The sequence below is a fragment of the Cytophagaceae bacterium ABcell3 genome, assembly GCA_030913385.1.
Taxonomy (GTDB): domain Bacteria; phylum Bacteroidota; class Bacteroidia; order Cytophagales; family Cytophagaceae; genus ABcell3.
This window is the reverse complement of the sequence record CP133159.1, coordinates 3,827,518-3,842,725: the sequence shown is the minus strand read 5'-3', so window position 1 is coordinate 3,842,725 and position 15,208 is coordinate 3,827,518. Positions and strand designations below refer to the sequence as shown.

The 15,208-nt window shown below is 41.1% G+C and carries 14 protein-coding genes; 6 read left to right on the top strand and 8 right to left on the bottom strand.

Annotated elements, in window-relative coordinates; translation table 11 throughout:
* Window positions 1–4: 4 nt before the first annotated feature.
* The 5 genes from RCC89_15615 to RCC89_15595 all read right to left on the bottom strand — a co-directional run bounded on the left by RCC89_15615 (window position 5) and on the right by RCC89_15595 (window position 4,813).
* Entirely contained in the window at window positions 5–1,084 is a 1,080-nt protein-coding gene (locus tag RCC89_15615; protein WMJ74580.1) for a hypothetical protein, read from the bottom strand.
* 25 nt (window positions 1,085–1,109) lie between these two features.
* Window positions 1,110–1,898 carry an ABC transporter ATP-binding protein gene (locus RCC89_15610; protein ID WMJ74579.1) on the bottom strand — a complete coding sequence of 263 codons (789 nt, stop codon included), beginning with the start codon at window positions 1,896–1,898 and terminating at the stop codon, window positions 1,110–1,112.
* Between the two features lie 67 nt (window positions 1,899–1,965).
* A complete protein-coding gene (locus RCC89_15605; GenBank protein ID WMJ74578.1) occupies window positions 1,966–2,913 on the bottom strand; it encodes a zinc ABC transporter substrate-binding protein in 948 nt (315 codons plus the stop codon).
* An 11-nt stretch (window positions 2,914–2,924) separates the two neighbouring features.
* Window positions 2,925–3,602, bottom strand: coding sequence for a metal-dependent transcriptional regulator (locus tag RCC89_15600; GenBank protein ID WMJ74577.1), 678 nt, complete (start codon window positions 3,600–3,602; stop codon window positions 2,925–2,927).
* Window positions 3,603–3,700: 98 nt separating this feature from the next.
* The gene (locus RCC89_15595; protein WMJ74576.1) at window positions 3,701–4,813 is read right to left on the bottom strand and encodes a glycosyltransferase; all 1,113 of its coding nucleotides are present in this window, start codon (window positions 4,811–4,813) and stop codon (window positions 3,701–3,703) included.
* Between the two features lie 52 nt (window positions 4,814–4,865).
* Here RCC89_15595 and RCC89_15590 point away from each other — a divergent pair, with 52 nt between their 5' ends.
* The 6 genes from RCC89_15590 to RCC89_15565 all read left to right on the top strand — a co-directional run bounded on the left by RCC89_15590 (window position 4,866) and on the right by RCC89_15565 (window position 12,278).
* Window positions 4,866–5,684, top strand: coding sequence for a 2,3,4,5-tetrahydropyridine-2,6-dicarboxylate N-succinyltransferase (locus tag RCC89_15590; protein ID WMJ74575.1), 819 nt, complete (start codon window positions 4,866–4,868; stop codon window positions 5,682–5,684).
* A gap of 242 nt (window positions 5,685–5,926) precedes the next feature.
* Window positions 5,927–6,385: a MarR family transcriptional regulator gene (locus tag RCC89_15585; GenBank protein WMJ74574.1), complete on the top strand. Its 459-nt coding sequence runs from the start codon at window positions 5,927–5,929 to the stop codon at window positions 6,383–6,385.
* A gap of 75 nt (window positions 6,386–6,460) precedes the next feature.
* Complete coding sequence (locus RCC89_15580) at window positions 6,461–7,777, top strand: TolC family protein (protein ID WMJ74573.1); 1,317 nt, start codon at window positions 6,461–6,463, stop codon at window positions 7,775–7,777.
* Window positions 7,778–7,827: 50 nt separating this feature from the next.
* A complete protein-coding gene (locus RCC89_15575; GenBank protein WMJ74572.1) occupies window positions 7,828–8,868 on the top strand; it encodes an efflux RND transporter periplasmic adaptor subunit in 1,041 nt (346 codons plus the stop codon).
* The gene (locus tag RCC89_15570) at window positions 8,861–11,983 is read left to right on the top strand and encodes an efflux RND transporter permease subunit (protein ID WMJ74571.1); all 3,123 of its coding nucleotides are present in this window, start codon (window positions 8,861–8,863) and stop codon (window positions 11,981–11,983) included. The genes RCC89_15575 and RCC89_15570 overlap by 8 nt, the downstream gene beginning before the upstream one ends.
* Before the next feature lies 1 nt (window position 11,984).
* On the top strand, window positions 11,985–12,278 hold the full coding sequence (locus RCC89_15565) for a P-II family nitrogen regulator (protein WMJ74570.1): 294 nt from the start codon (window positions 11,985–11,987) through the stop codon (window positions 12,276–12,278).
* Window positions 12,279–12,435: 157 nt separating this feature from the next.
* On the opposite strand, the gene RCC89_15560 is transcribed toward RCC89_15565, so the two are convergent.
* From RCC89_15560 to RCC89_15550, 3 genes are all read right to left on the bottom strand, one after another.
* Window positions 12,436–13,524: a serine hydrolase gene (locus tag RCC89_15560; GenBank protein ID WMJ74569.1), complete on the bottom strand. Its 1,089-nt coding sequence runs from the start codon at window positions 13,522–13,524 to the stop codon at window positions 12,436–12,438.
* A gap of 106 nt (window positions 13,525–13,630) precedes the next feature.
* Window positions 13,631–13,858, bottom strand: a complete 228-nt coding sequence (locus RCC89_15555; GenBank protein ID WMJ74568.1) for a ferredoxin — start codon at window positions 13,856–13,858, stop codon at window positions 13,631–13,633.
* Window positions 13,858–15,096 (bottom strand): peptidase U32 family protein, encoded by a 1,239-nt coding sequence (locus RCC89_15550; protein ID WMJ74567.1) that lies wholly within the window; start codon window positions 15,094–15,096, stop codon window positions 13,858–13,860. Before RCC89_15550 ends, RCC89_15555 begins: the two co-directional genes overlap by 1 nt.
* Window positions 15,097–15,208: the final 112 nt, after the last annotated feature.

Genomic DNA, 15,208 nt, shown 5'->3' with positions numbered 1-15,208 from the left:
AATGTTACAGTTTTGCTACAGGTTTTGGGTCATTGTTTTTAAGATGGATATTAGCCCCATTAAGGGTGTTTTGCAGTTTTTGCCATGGGGTAAATGCTTTGTGTTTGTCTAATATTAACGCCATAACTACAGCAACCACTGGGGAGGCAAAAAACATCATACGCCCTGCTTCTGTGGAAAGGAACATGTGTAGTATAATTACTATTGGCAAGAATAGGCATGGGCCATCGAGATACTTTATCCATTTATTTCTTTCATTCTTTCCTCCGGTAAGTCCTATGAAGATGATCAAAGAAAAGATACTGTACACACTTAGTATTTCACCGGCTCCTCTAATGGAAAACAGCCTGAAAAAGGTGTGTTTGAAGTTTTCGAAATGGGCAAAAGCGTTGTTAAGACTCTCTGTGGCGGCAATGGTCAGATGTAGGTCAATCAGGTGCCTTGTGCCAAATGCCAAAATTCCTCCTAAAACGAAAAGGGGGGCTTGTTTGATAAAAGGAATAGTGTTCCTTCCGTAAAATAATATGATTGGGGCAATGAAAATGAAAGACTCTTTGGCTAATGGCCCTAGAACAATAGCGGTCGCCAACAATGCAGGCGACTGTTTTTTCATTCCATAAACAGATAATGCAATGACAAGCAAATAAAAGCTGTCGGTCATTGGTATTGCAGCCATCACTTGCACCCATCTGCTGCTTATAACAGCTATTAGTGCAATTAAAGAGCTTATTACAGAAGCTTTATAGGCCAGGCATGTTAAAAAAATGAGGTAAGCGGCTAAGGAAAACAAAAAGGAATTGATCAAGTAAAAGCTAAACTTTAGTGGCCATTGGCTTTCCGAACGGTTGGGCCACAGTTTTTCATAGACTTTGTTGATAGGTATGGCAGTGGCCGCTGCCAGTGCAGGTACCACCACTCTATAACGGTGGGTTGCAGTAACATCAAAGTTTCCTTCTCCCATTTTTAGGTAACTGGCTGCATCTGGTATACCACTGTAATCAAAATGTAAATAAGTTAAATAGTTGTTCCCTAATACAGCACCGAAGCATATTAGAAAAACCAGTATATGTTGTTTGAAAGACATAGCAGTACAAATATTAAGTAGGGTTTCAATCTTCCCTGGTAGGGAATTCTTGGTTGGCCAGCAGGTCTCCAAGTTTGGATAGTACGGTCAGTGTGCCACCATAGGTTTTTTGTAAGAGATCTGGCGTAAACACTTTTTGAGTCGGGCCAGATGCGACCAAGCGCATGTTTAACAGTACTATCCAGTTAAAATAGTCCTGTGCGGACTGTAAGTCATGGTGTACGACAAGTATAGTTTTTCCGGCAGCAGCCATTTCTCTAAGCAACGTTATAATGGTTGCTTCTGTAGAGGCATCTACACCGGCAAATGGTTCGTCCAAGAAGTAGATGTCGGCATCTTGTGCCAAAGCCCTTGCCAGAAACACCCGCTGTTGTTGCCCACCGGAAAGTTGGGATATTTGCCTGTCTCGATACGCAGACATACCTGTTTTTTCCAGACAGTCATTGACTACATCTCTGTCCGCTTTTCGTGGTCTGGCGAATAAGCCGGTTTTATTGTATCTTCCCATCATGACCACATCTGCTACTGAAGCAGGGAAGTCCCAATCTACCGATTCGCGTTGTGGTACATAAGCTACTAGGTCCCGCTTTTTATTTAACGGGGCGCCGGCAATTTTAACATACCCACTGCTGATCGGTATCAGGCCCATGATAGATTTTAGAAGCGTGGACTTACCCGCCCCATTTGGCCCGATGATTCCACCCAAAATACCGCCAGGAAGGGTGAGGTCTACTCCCCACAAGACAGGCTTCTTATTATAGCTTACGGTTAAGTCGTGTACCTCAACTGTCGGGTTTTCGGTATGTATGATCATGGTGTTTTTTTTAGTAAAGACCGCTCTTAGATAACATTAAATCAATTGATATTAGTTTTCTCAATCTTTATTTTAAAGCTTCAGTAATAGTTCTGACATTATGTTCTACCATGCCCACATAGGTGCCTTCGGGAGTGCCTTCTTCTCCAAGGGCGTCAGAGAACAGTTCACCACCTATTTGGACATCGTGACCTCTTGCTCTAGCGCCTACTACTACGGCCTCTACTGTGCTTTGTGGAACAGACGACTCTACAAAAACGGCTTTAATTTCTCGTTCTACAAGCATCCTGACAATTTCAGTAACCTCTCCAAGAGAAAGGTCGGATAGGGTGGAGAGCCCTTGCATGCCTTCTACCTCAATATTATATGCCCTGCCAAAATAATTGAACGCATCGTGTGCTGTTACCATCACTCTCTGTTGTCTCGGAATTGACCCTATTTCGGTTCTTGCCCAATGATCTAACGTATCTAAGACGCCCAAATAGTTTTCTTCATTATTTATAAATCGTTGCGCATGAATGGGAAATCTTTCTTGCAGGTCTTGAGATATAGTACTTACAACTTCTTTCCATAAGGTGACATCAAACCAAACATGTGGGTCTGCCACCCTATCGTGATAAATGATTTGAGTCCTGTCAATTTTCTCGGCTACTGCTATTACTGGTTTCCTGGCACCTGTTTTTGCTAGTATGTCACTCATTCTACCTTCCAGGTGTAGTCCATTATAGTATACTACATCAGATTCCATAATACGTCTTCTGTCCCTGTCTGTGGCCCTGTAAAGGTGCGGGTCTACCCCTGGACCCATCAACGAAGATACTTCAGCTACATCGCCAGCTACTTGGCGTACAGCGTCTGCAATAAGGTTGGTGGTTGTAAGGATGGTAATGGGCGAAGGGGCGGCAGCCGCTGGGGCATCCTCTTCTGTTATTTGCCTACGCTCGTCAGGACTGTCACACGAGGCTATGCTTATAAATAATATAGCTGGCAATAAAAGCTTTATAAACTGGTTCATGTGTTTGCTCATTAATCTGTTACATAAATGTTTTTGGCTACTTCACTGGACACATTTAATGTTTTGTTTTCGTCTATGGTTATCTCAAGTGACTGGTCAAAAGCGATACGTTCTAGTATTTTAATTTTGGCGCCAATATAAATACCTGTTTTGTCCAAAAATTGAAGAAAAGGGGAGGAGGTTTCCTTTAAACCTACTACCACATTTGGTGAATCTACTTCTGCCTCTGATAAGGTTATTCTTGGCTTAGGAGTAAATTCGCCAGCTTCATTAGGAATAGGGTCTCCATGTGGATCGTATGAAGGAAAACCAAGGAATTCGTCCAGGCGTTTTATAAGCAACTTGGACTGGATATGCTCAAGTTGTTCTGCAATCTCATGTACTTCATCCCAGTTGAATTTTAGTTTTTCCACCAAGAACACTTCCCATAAACGGTGTTTCCTGATTACTTGAAGCGCTTCCTTTTTTCCATTTTCAGTAACTGTTACACCTTGGTACTTAATATAATTGATCATTTTCTTTGCCGACAGCTTTCTTAGCATATCACTTACAGAAGCAGGTCTGGTTTGCAAAACCTCAGAAACAGCATTTGTGTTTACTTCTTTGGTGCCATGTTCTGATAAATGGTAAATGGCTTTTAGGTAATTTTCTTCTGTATGGCTTAGTGTTACTGATTTGCTGTTACTCATTATTGTTACTGCCGCCAAGGCTTTGAATTTTTTTACTCTATATTAATAAATTTTATATGCAAAAATACATATTTTATTAGATTAATCTAAAACTCGGTTTAGGGGTTTAGTAAGTGGTTGATTGTCTTGTATAACTTTTGTTCCTCTGTTTTCCACAATACCTGGTTAGTGTCGCCTTTATCATAAAAAGTTGTTGACGACATAAGCCCCAGCACATGATTTGGGTCAAAATTATGGTAATCTAATAGAATGGCAGAATTATATGCTTTGCTTAAGCTTTCCCATTTAGGATTTTTGTTAATCAGCATCGGTAGTTTGTGGGCGGTATATTCGAACAGCTTGGTCGGAAGCCTATTGCATGTGCTTTTGTTTGGCCTATAGCTAAGGAGTCCAAAATCGGCTTGAGAGATTTCTTTGATAATTTTTTGATGAGGTACAGGTTTGTGATCTGTTATTAAGTTAATAAATGGTACCCCTTCTATTTCTTTCCGCAAAGCTTTGGCCGTTTGCTCCTTGGCTGACCATCCTATAATTGTTAGCCTTATGGAATTATTAACTTCGTACAATTTTTTTGCAAGGTTCACTGCTTCAAAAATTCCATATTCTAATGATATAGTGCCTGAGTAAAGTAGGTTTATGGTCTTACTTTTTTTAACAGGTTGTATTGCCTCTTCTTCTAAGGGGCGATATTTGTTTTCTATAACGGTGTACTTGGTCCTTAAGAATGGTAGCTCTTCCTCATAACATTTTTCTGCTAAAATAAAGTGGTCTATAAAATGGCCGCACAGCTTTTCTTTGGCTCTAACATAGCAAGCAAGAATATTTCTTATGACCAGGGGGAATGTTTGGGTATACTTTATATTAAAGTAATAATTTTCCTGCACATCATAAACTAGCTTAGTTTTATGAAAAAGTTTGTAAAAACATGCGGCTATTAGAAGTTCATGGGTACAGGCTACTACTAGTTGAGGCTTTATTTTTACCATAAGCTGGTAAATTTTCCAAGGAGCAAAAAATCTGTCAAATGATAATCTGGTAAGCTGGAATAGCGGGTATAGGTAAATATTTTTATGTATGTTTTTATTTTTTCCTTCATGCCCTGCTACATGTACTTCGTAATAATCTGCCAATGATTTTGCAAATTTTTCGTACATTCGGGCTTCATTTACGGGCTTAAGGACAGAAGCCAGAAAAATCTTTTTTCTGTTCATGGATTTTTAATAACTGTAGCTAATTTTCTGTAATATATAAATACTTTTAAACATGCAAGAATTACAAGACCTTATAGAAAGAACCTGGAATGACCGCAGCTTATTGCAGTCGCATGAGGTAGAAACCGCAGTTCGTACGGTAATAGAGGAGCTTGACAAAGGTATCCGTAGGGTAGCAGAGCCAGCCGAAGATGGAAGCTGGAAAGTAAATGAATGGGTTAAAAAAGCTGTTATTTTATATTTCCCGCTTCAGAAAATGAAAGTTACCGAAGCCGGTCCTTTTGAATACTATGACAAAATGGAGCTTAAGCGGAATTATGATAAATTGGGCGTAAGGGTAGTGCCTCCTGCCGTTGCCAGATATGGTGCTTATGTTAGCAAAGGGGTTATTATGATGCCTTCTTACGTAAACATTGGTGCTTATGTTGACGAAGGTACTATGGTAGATACTTGGGCTACTGTAGGTAGTTGTGCGCAAATAGGTAAAAATGTCCATTTGAGTGGCGGTGTTGGAATTGGTGGCGTACTGGAGCCTGTTCAGGCTGCTCCGGTTATTGTTGAAGACGGGGCTTTTATTGGCTCTAGATGTATTGTTGTTGAAGGGGTTCGTGTTGGGAAAGAAGCTGTGCTTGGTGCTAACGTTACTCTTACTGGTAGCTCTAAGGTAATAGATGTGACAGGAGAAAAACCAGTAGAATATAAAGGTTATGTGCCTGAGCGCTCTGTTGTTATTCCTGGCTCTTATAGTAAAAAATTCCCAGCCGGTGAATTCCAGGTACCTTGTGCTTTGATCATAGGTAAGCGTAAGGCAAGCACAGACCTTAAGACTTCCCTTAATGATGCACTAAGAGAAAATGATGTGGCTGTTTAAATTTTAAGGTATATTTATATGATGTTGATTATTTGAATAAACAACTAGTTAACACCACAAGAAGAGAAAGTCTGCCATTTTCGGCAGGCTTTCTTTGTTTTACCCCAGTTTTTAGGGGGGGATATGAATTATATGGGTGGAAAGGGAATGCTTTTTTTCAGCCGAAGAATTGTAAAAAGCAGCCCCTTGTCAAGGCTTCTATCAACAAACATTTTGTACCTTTGCCTTTCATCTGGTTTGTTATGGATTCGCAACGTAAAGAGTATATAGAAAAAATAGGAAGCTTCTTGGAAACAGCAGGTTCGGCGCCTGTTGCTGGAAGAATTGTTGGCTTTATACTTACCTCAGACCCTCCGCAGGCTACTTTTTACGATTTGCAAGAATTTCTTGGGGCCAGCAAAAGTACCATTAGCGCTTCTGTTAACACTTTGTTAAAACAAAGGGTCTTAGACTTTATTACCTTGCCAGGTGATAGAAAAAGGTACTTTGTCATTAAACCAGACTCATGGCTTACTACCATTAAACATCATAGCTTTTTTATACATGATTTAAGGCTTCTGATTGAAGAGGGCTTGGCTATACAAGGAGGAAAGCAGGAGGACTTTGTAAAAAACATGCGAGATATCTGTGAACTCTATAAAGAGCTTGAGGAGGAGCTACCCAAAATTATCAAACGATGGGAAGAAAAAAGAAAAGTATAAAGGTGAAAGTATAATTTTTTTTCGTTACTTCGTTCGGTTGAAACCGAACCAAATTTTCTAAATTTTGCTTAATAAATGAAAAGATTATTGGTGATTTTCGTTGCAGTGATTTTGTTTTCAGAAAGATCTACTGCTCAGAATGATACTTTATTCTTAAATGTGAATGAAGCTGTAAGTCTGTCGCTTCGGGAGAATCGGAACATTCAGATCAGTCACCTTGAGATCGACATGGCTTCTTCAGGTGTTCGTGAAGCACGTGGACGTCTTTTGCCAAGGGTGGAGGCTTCAGGATCTTACAACTATAACATTCTCCGTCCAGTTATATTTCTTCCACCAGGAAGTCCATTTGGAGAGGTCCTGCAACTGGGAGCTGACCATTCTTTTAGTGGCACACTTTCAGGGAGTGTCCCTATATATTCTGGGGGGATTTATCCTGGAATTAGACTTGCAGAAACGAATGTACAGTTGGCAAGAGAGTCTGACCGGGAAACCAGGATCAATACAGTGGCTGAGGTGAAAAGGAACTATTACAATACACTACTGGCTCTTGAGTCTGTACGTGTTATGGAAGTTACACACCAAAATGCATTGCAGAACTTTCGGCAGGTCCGTCAGCAATTTGATCAGGGTGTTGTGTCTGAATATGAGTTGGTCAGGGCTGAGGTGCAATTGCAAAGTGTACTTCCTTCTTTGGAGCAGTCTATTGATAATTACCAAGTTAATATGGAAATGCTAAAGTTGTCAATTGGTCTTGCTCCTGGCACTGCGATGGTGCTCACAGACAGCCTGAGATTGGAAAGGGCTGATGTGGAACTGGAGGTATCGGTGGAGGACAATCCTTCTTTACGCCGGTTGAGATATCAAAATGTTTTAGCTGAACAGCAGGTTTCTTTGGCTCAATCTGCCAAACACCCTACCTTATCTGCTTTTGCCAATTATCAAATGCAGACACAAGCGGAACATTTGGATATTACTACCTATGACTGGGTCAATACTTCCATTACTGGATTGCAGCTTAATATACCAATTTTCAATGGTTTAATGACTAACCAGCAGATAGAGCAGGCGCGGATAGGGAAAAAGCAGATAGAGCAACAACGGAAAATGACGGACGATGCAATTAAGACGCAAGTCCAAAACCAACTGTTTCTTATGAGACAAGCATGGAACCGTTATCAGGCGCAACAAAATTCAGTGCAGTTGGCCGAACGTGGGCTGCGTATTGCGCGCACCAGGTACACCGGGGGAATAGGTACTTTGTTGGAGCTTAATGATGCTGAACTTGCCTTAACGCAGGCAAGGTTGAACTACCTACAGGCAATTTATGATTATAATATTGCGCATGCAGAATACGAAAGGCTGACAGGCAGGGCAAATATAGATATTAATTAAAACTTTCAGTTATAGGTCTCATGGTTCATGTTTTTAAACTAAGTAATTTTTTGCTTTTGATAGCATTTGTGGGATTCTTTTCTTGTCAGCCACAAAAGGAACAGGAGAAAGAGGAAACCAAAGAGCAGGTTGTGCCTGTAGAAGTAATGCCTGTAAGAAAGGAGAACATGCCTTTTCAATCAGTCTTCACCAGCACACTGAATGCATGGGAGCGCAGAAACATAGCCGCTCAATCTGCAGGAATTATTGAGAGGATTTTTGTTTGGGAAGGCGATAAAGTGAAAAAAGGACAGGTGCTTGTTCAGATGAATGACGCTTCCCTCAATCAGTCTCTAGTACAACTTCGTGCAGCAGAAAAGAATCTTCGCCGTATGGATACTTTGTACCGCGAAGGGGCTATTTCCCTTCAGCAATTTGAAAATGCCAGAGATCAATTTGAGAATGCCCGGACCAATCATAATTTAACCAGTAGAAACACCCAACTAAAAGCTCCTTTTGACGGAACTATTACTGCTAGATTTATGAATGAGGGGGAGGTTTTTACTATGTCACCAGTGGCTACTGGTGTGCCTGCGATCTTGACCCTTCAGCAAATTGATCAATTAAAAGCGACTGTAAATGTCTCTGAAAGGTTGTACCCACAGTTAAAACGTGGGCAGCGCGCTGTAATACGCTCAGATGTTTATCCTGATAAAACATTTAAAGGCGAAGTGTCTAATATCTTTCCTGTGGTAGACCCTTCTACAAGAACTTTCACAGTAGAAATCAAAGTTGATAACAAGGATGAACTTTTAAAACCGGGTATGTTTGCCCGAATAACGCTTGATTTGGATGAAAACCATACATTAATGGTGCCAAGAAGTGCCATTATCAGGCAACCTGGGACCCAAAGGTTTTACGGTTTTATTATTGATAATGGACAAGCAGTTAGAAAGACGATTACTACAGGAAAATCCTTTAATGAGTGGGTGGAAGTGTTGGACGGTTTGTCTGAAGGTGATACCCTTGTTACTACTGGTCAGGGAAGGTTGCATAGTGGAACTCCGGTCAATGTTGTGTCTCAGTTTAAAGCCGAATCTGTAAATGAATAAACTTACCAGTTTTGCGGTACATAGGCCGGTAACTACTTTAATGTTTTTTGTGGCAGTATTTGTCCTTGGCGGTACTGCTTTCTTGAGGTTACCAGTTGATTTGTTCCCGGATGTAGATCCTCCGGTCATTACTGTATTTACTTCCTATTCGGGTGCAGGTGCAGAAGACGTGGAAACAAATATTACCCGTGTGCTGGAAGAAGGTTTGAGTACCCTGACTGGACTGGATAAGATTACTTCTACCTCTGAAGATAATTTCTCTTCTGTGGTATTGGAGTTTACCTATGAAACGGACTTAAACGAAGCTGCCAATGATATTAGGGATGCCATCGCTCGGCAACAGCGCTTACTTCCTGACGATGCAGAAAACCCTATTATTTTTAAATTTAATACAGGGCTTTTTCCAGTGGTCGTCCTATCTGCCACTGCTGATGAGAGCTTTCCTGAGCTTGACAGAATCATTGAAGATCGGGTTGTGACTGCCTTGAACCGTATTCCAGGTGTTGGTGCGGTTAATGTTTCCGGAGGGCCTGTTCGCCAGGTTCGAGTTGATTTAGACCCAAACCGTCTGGAAGCTTTTGGGATGACTGTGCCACAGATTACCCAGGCTTTACATAACAATAACCAGAATATTCCTGCCGGAAGCATCAATATGGGGCGGATGGAGTACAACTTGCGTGTTGAGGGCGAGTTGAATGATCCTGAGGCTTTCCGAAATATTATTGTTGGGCAAAATGAAGGGCGCTTGATATATCTTTCTGATGTGGCTACTGTGTACGATGGCATGATGGAGCGTACCATGCATGAAAAGATCAATGGAAAAGAAGGCGTACGGATAAGGGTGCAGAAACAAGCCAACGCTAATACGGTAAGTGTGGCCAGGGAAGTTTTTAAACGTTTGCCTGAAATACAGGCCCAGCTTCCTCCAGATGTGGAGTTAGGAACGGTGGTCGACACTTCTACCTTTATAGTAAACTCTATTTCTAACCTGGGTCAAGTGCTTATCTTTGGCGGGGTTTTTATTATAGTAGTTGTCCTTTTCTTTTTGAAAAGATGGCGGTCTACCTTTATTGTTTTTCTGACCATCCCTTTTTCTTTGATAGTTGCCCTGATTTACTTGTATATATCAGACAACTCCTTAAACCTTATCTCTTTATCTTCACTTGCTATTGCTATGGGCATGGTGGTAGACGATGCGATAGTAATATTGGAAAATATTACCAGCTATACAGAAAAAGGAAGTAGACCTAAAGAAGCGGCGATTTTTGGCTCTAATGAAGTGGGGCTTGCTGTAGTGGCTACCACCTTGACTGTGGTTGCGGTATTTCTTCCGCTGGCTTTTCTGACTGGAATGACGGGTGTGTTATTTAAGCAGTTGGGGATAATTGTAAGCTTGACAGTAGTAACCTCTACCGTGGCGGCATTGACATTGACACCTATGCTTGCTTCACGTTTATTGAAGTCTAAAAAACGTCAAGTACAGGAAAAGAAACCATCTAGATTTGATGTTTGGAGCGATAGCGTGTTTAAAAGCTGGGAAGATGCTTATGGCGGTTTTGTCCAAGGTGCATTAAAATACAAGAAGCTCACTTTGTTTGCCTCTTTGGCAATATTCATAGGGTCATTGTTCCTTGTTCCTTATATAGGGACAGAGTTTATTGCAGAGTCTGACAATGGACGTGTTACTTTAAATATAGAATTGGAAACTGGTAGGCGTTTAGAGGAATCGGATAAAATTGCCGCCCGTATTGAGGACCATCTGAAGAAAACCTATGGTAAAGACCTTGAAGTGATCAGTACCAGTGTAGGTCGTGACGATCAGGGAGTACGTATGGGCAATGCGCAGCAGGGTTCTCATATCCTGAACCTCACCTTGGGTTTTGTTGAAAAGGGGTTGCGCGATAAATCTGTTTTTGAAATATCTGAAGAGATACGTGATTTTGTTTACAGTATACCGGGAGTGATTAAGGTGAACCTTGGCTCAGGTGGTGGTCTTGGAGCTATGTTTGGTGGTGCAGGAGGAAGTGGCAAGCCTATTGAACTTAAAGTTATTGGTCACGACTTTGAAACAACCTCTTTATTCTCAGATTCTTTAATGAGGTTAATACGGCAAGTGCCGGGTACAAGAGATGTCGAAAGCAGCCGAGGGTCAGACAGGCCACAGCTGAAGGTGGTTTTGGATCGAGAAAAGATGGCATTGGCTGGCTTGAACGCCTCCACAGTAGGTAACGCAGTACGGCATTTAGTGGCAGGTACAGCTGCTACTAAGTACCGTGAGTCTGGTAATGAATATGATGTGTTTATCAGGTACAAGCCTGAATTTCGGTCTTCTATCAGTGATATAGAGAATATTTCCATTGTTAATGCGGCTGGACAATCTGTAAAGCTAAAGGAAATAGGACGGGTAGAGGAGGAGTTTGCTCCTTTGGTGGTAGAAAGGTTGAACAGAGAGCGGGTTATTACACTTTCCGCAGGGTTGCATGGAAGGGCTTTAGGTTCTATTACTAGTGATATTGAGAATTTGATTGAAAAAGTAGATCTCCCAGCAGGTGTATACCTGGAGTTTGGCGGGCAGGTGGAAAATCAACAAGATGCTTTTGGAGATATGTTTATGCTGTTATTATTGAGTGTCATGCTGGTGTACATGGTCATGGCAGCTCAATTTGAATCGTTGGTTGACCCTTTTATTATCATGTTTTCACTTCCTTTTGCTTTCTCAGGGGTGCTGCTAAGCCTATTCGTGTCCAATACACCTTTGGGTATTTTAGCTTTGCTAGGAGGGATTATATTGGTAGGTATAGTGGTGAAAAACGCTATTGTGCTAGTAGACTATATCAACCTGATGCGTAATCGGGGCATGTCTATGAATGAGGCGATAGTAGCGTCGGGGCGTTCTAGGTTAAGACCTGTGTTGATGACAACATTTACTACTATTTTGGCTATGTTGCCTATGGTCTTTAGTATAGGTGAAGGTTCTGAAATATGGCAACCAATGGGTATCGCTGTTACTGGTGGATTGATTTTCTCTACTCTTATTACCATGGTATTGGTTCCTGTACTATATGCTATAATGAAAAGAAAAAACAAGGCGAAGATGAATTTACAAGACCTTTGATATGAAAGCTGTTTTTATTGTATACAATCAAGGCATGACCGGAGAGGTGTTTGAAGCTTTGGAAAGTCTTGGCGTTAGAGGGTTTACACAGTGGGAAAGCGTACGAGGACGTGGCTCTGAAACTGGCGAACCTAGAATGGGTACCCACACATGGCCATCACTAAATAATGCCTTGATGTCCATAGTTACCGAAGAAGAAGCCCATCAACTTTTAGAAAAGGTGAAAGAACTTAATAAGGAAATGCCTGAACAAGGTATTAAGGCTTTTTCATGGAAAGTTGACGGGATGGTTTGAAGTACGGTTATCACCTGTAGCGAGACGCTACTATAAAATGTTAAGTCGTAGCTGGATGCTACAACTATGGGGGCTCTTTTCTATGAGCTAATCAATAGAGCGCCAAAGGTAAATTTGCGGATTGAGAAGAATGCTCCACCGCAAGTTAACAGCAATGTTATGCAGGGCTGTGTTTTACCAGCGCTTTGATCAGCTTCTTGATCATAAAATCCAGGCCCTTGCTCATATAAGAAGAGTTATTGAAAGTTCCGATAATATATGACTCCGTCAAAGGATGGTAAAACATAAATGCCCCGGACACCCCGACACAGCCCCAGCTATAGTAGGTTTTGGGCAGAAGGAAAGGGATTGCTTTTAGCTTCCAGACCGAATAGCCGTAATTAAAAGCAAGGGTAGGAAAGCCCTTCCAGATATCATCTATAATCATTCTGTTTAAGGTTTCTTCTTTGACGATCTTGTGGTTTATCAAGGACTTCATGAAGGTATAATATTCCTCAAGTGGGGCAACGATACTGCCGCCTGCATAGTCGATCTGGTGAACATTGGGAATATTTGCAATATCAATATCGTCCAGAAGCAATTTCGCCATTGGCAATCCAGGTTCAACTTTGGGTTTGGAAAACCCATACATATACGCATGGTCCATGCCTAAAGGCTCAAAAATAAGCTCATGCATCACCTCGTGAAATTTTTTTCCGGTGATGTTCTCCACGATCAGTCCCAAAAGGTAGTAGTTGGTGTCTGTGTAGAAATGCCTCTTGCCCGGAACGGCTACCGGTTTTAAGTTTTCTTTGCCCCACAATACAGCATCTAAGGGCGTAATGGAGAAATCCGGATCGGTTTTAAACTTTTCCCATAAATGATAAAACACATCATTGAGCCCTGAGGTCTGCATCAAAAGGTGCCTGATGGTGATGTCCTTTGTATAGTCTTTTCCCTTATAAATATGAAGGCCATTAGTTAGCTCAGGATCAAGGTACCGACAGATGCTGTCATTATAGTCCAGCTTGTTTTTCTCGTACAGTATACCGATTATGGTTGCCGTAAACAATTTTCCCACACTCGCCATATGGTTGGGCTGCTGGGGGCTGACCTCTGTATCTCCGTTTCCTTCCGCAATATTCAGGAGCACGTTCAATTTTTCTGAATGTACAAAAAGATAAGCATTTTTAACTTTGGGGTCTTTTTGTACCTGCTTTCTAAATATTGCCGCTATTTGCGACTGAAGGGCGTTGGCCTTTTTCATTTTTATTGGATTTATGGCGGTTTAAAAATGTTATTGAACTGTTAATTGTACTATTAAACTTGCAAGAAAAAAGTTAGACCTGTAAAAAGAAATCTAAAAAACTTTATCACAACACCTTCAGTTTAATAATCCTCATTGGGCAATTAGCTGCGGCTTGCTCATTCTCTTCATATTCTGTCATATTTACCGTAGTGGTATAAATGCCTTTCTTTTCCCTTCCATTAATAAGGTTGCTTTTGCCATCAGCTCTGGAAATTCGCCATCTTTCAGGGGCAGCTTCTACACATCCATTGCAGCCTATACACTTATTTCTATAATAGGTAATCTGTAGCATCAGGAGTTTATTATTTTATAAAGCTTGTCAGATGGCCTTATTTTTTCTTCTACGGGTATAGAAAAATTTACTCCTTTTTCTACTTGATCTACACATTGGTCATTTACCCTGATTTCTTTTACAACTGTCTTATATGCTCCGGTAGATGGTCCTGTGATCAGGATTTCATCCCCGCATTTTAGAGCGTGTGTGTCTAGTACAAATTCTGCTACTTTAATTTTGCCGAAATACTTGATGTTTCTCCCTAAGTAAATCTTCTTTTTCGTTGCTTTAGAGCCGTAAGAGTCATTCCATTCACCCATCTTTCTGCCTAGATAGTAACCGTCCCAAAAGCCCCTGTTGAATACTGTAGCCAACTCATTTTCCCAAGTTTGCACCTTTTCTTTGGTATATGTCCCATCTGCTATAGCATCTACCGCTTCCCTGTAGCACTTGACAGTGGTAAGCACATAATCAGCGGCCCTGCCACGTCCTTCTATTTTTAATATATTCACTCCTGCTTCTAGGATCTTGTCCAAAAAACCTATTGTACAAAGGTCTTTGGCGCTCATGATGTATTCGTTGTCAATCGCTAATTCATAGCCTTCTTCTTTATCGGTGACGATATACTCCCTTCGGCAGTTTTGTATACAAGCACCTCTGTTTGCTGAAGCATTGTGAGAATGCAGGCTTAGATAACACTTTCCTGAAACAGCCATGCATAAAGCTCCATGGGCAAATATTTCTATTTTTACCAGCTCGCCTGACGGGCCTTTTATTTTTCGCCTTTTAATTTCTTTGGTAATATAGGCTACCTGCTGAAGGCTCAATTCACGAGATAATACCATTACATCAGCAAAGGCAGCATAGAACTCAACAGTTTCTATGTTGGTAATGTTGGCTTGGGTAGAAATGTGAAGGGGCATCCCTATTTTTAGCGCATGTGCCATGACTGCATGATCTGAGGCTATAATTGCAGAAATTCCACTTTCTTTGGCCTTTTCTGTTATTACTTTCAATAGCTTCAGGTCGTGGTCGTACATGATGGTGTTGAGTGTTAGGTACGACTTTATGTTATTTTCTTTACATATACTGGCTATGTTAGGAAGGTCTTCTGTGGTAAAGTTGAAAGTGGAGCGTGACCGCATGTTTAGTTGTTCTACTCCAAAGTAAACAGAGTTGCATCCGGCTTTTATTGCTGCACTTAAAGATTCATAAGAACCTGCCGGTGCCATAATTTCAACACTTCGTTTGTCCATTTTTATTTTGGTATTGTACTGCAAGGGCAACTATTAGAGCTTGTAAAAATAGTATTTTTACCACCATACTTGCAATATCTTGTTCTGTCGATAAGTATCTTTACAAGTTCTC

What these genes read in the sequence shown, in the direction of transcription:
- RCC89_15615 (WMJ74580.1), bottom strand. Translation starts at nt 1,084, where the DNA reads ATGTCTTTCAAACAACATATACTGGTTTTTCTAATATGCTTCGGTGCT.
- RCC89_15610 (WMJ74579.1), bottom strand. Translation starts at nt 1,898, where the DNA reads ATGATCATACATACCGAAAACCCGACAGTTGAGGTACACGACTTAACC.
- RCC89_15605 (WMJ74578.1), bottom strand. Translation starts at nt 2,913, where the DNA reads ATGAACCAGTTTATAAAGCTTTTATTGCCAGCTATATTATTTATAAGC.
- RCC89_15600 (WMJ74577.1), bottom strand. Translation starts at nt 3,602, where the DNA reads ATGAGTAACAGCAAATCAGTAACACTAAGCCATACAGAAGAAAATTAC.
- RCC89_15595 (WMJ74576.1), bottom strand. Translation starts at nt 4,813, where the DNA reads ATGAACAGAAAAAAGATTTTTCTGGCTTCTGTCCTTAAGCCCGTAAAT.
- RCC89_15590 (WMJ74575.1), top strand. Translation starts at nt 4,866, where the DNA reads ATGCAAGAATTACAAGACCTTATAGAAAGAACCTGGAATGACCGCAGC.
- RCC89_15585 (WMJ74574.1), top strand. Translation starts at nt 5,927, where the DNA reads ATGGATTCGCAACGTAAAGAGTATATAGAAAAAATAGGAAGCTTCTTG.
- RCC89_15580 (WMJ74573.1), top strand. Translation starts at nt 6,461, where the DNA reads ATGAAAAGATTATTGGTGATTTTCGTTGCAGTGATTTTGTTTTCAGAA.
- RCC89_15570 (WMJ74571.1), top strand. Translation starts at nt 8,861, where the DNA reads ATGAATAAACTTACCAGTTTTGCGGTACATAGGCCGGTAACTACTTTA.
- RCC89_15565 (WMJ74570.1), top strand. Translation starts at nt 11,985, where the DNA reads ATGAAAGCTGTTTTTATTGTATACAATCAAGGCATGACCGGAGAGGTG.
- RCC89_15560 (WMJ74569.1), bottom strand. Translation starts at nt 13,524, where the DNA reads ATGAAAAAGGCCAACGCCCTTCAGTCGCAAATAGCGGCAATATTTAGA.
- RCC89_15555 (WMJ74568.1), bottom strand. Translation starts at nt 13,858, where the DNA reads ATGCTACAGATTACCTATTATAGAAATAAGTGTATAGGCTGCAATGGA.
- RCC89_15550 (WMJ74567.1), bottom strand. Translation starts at nt 15,096, where the DNA reads ATGGACAAACGAAGTGTTGAAATTATGGCACCGGCAGGTTCTTATGAA.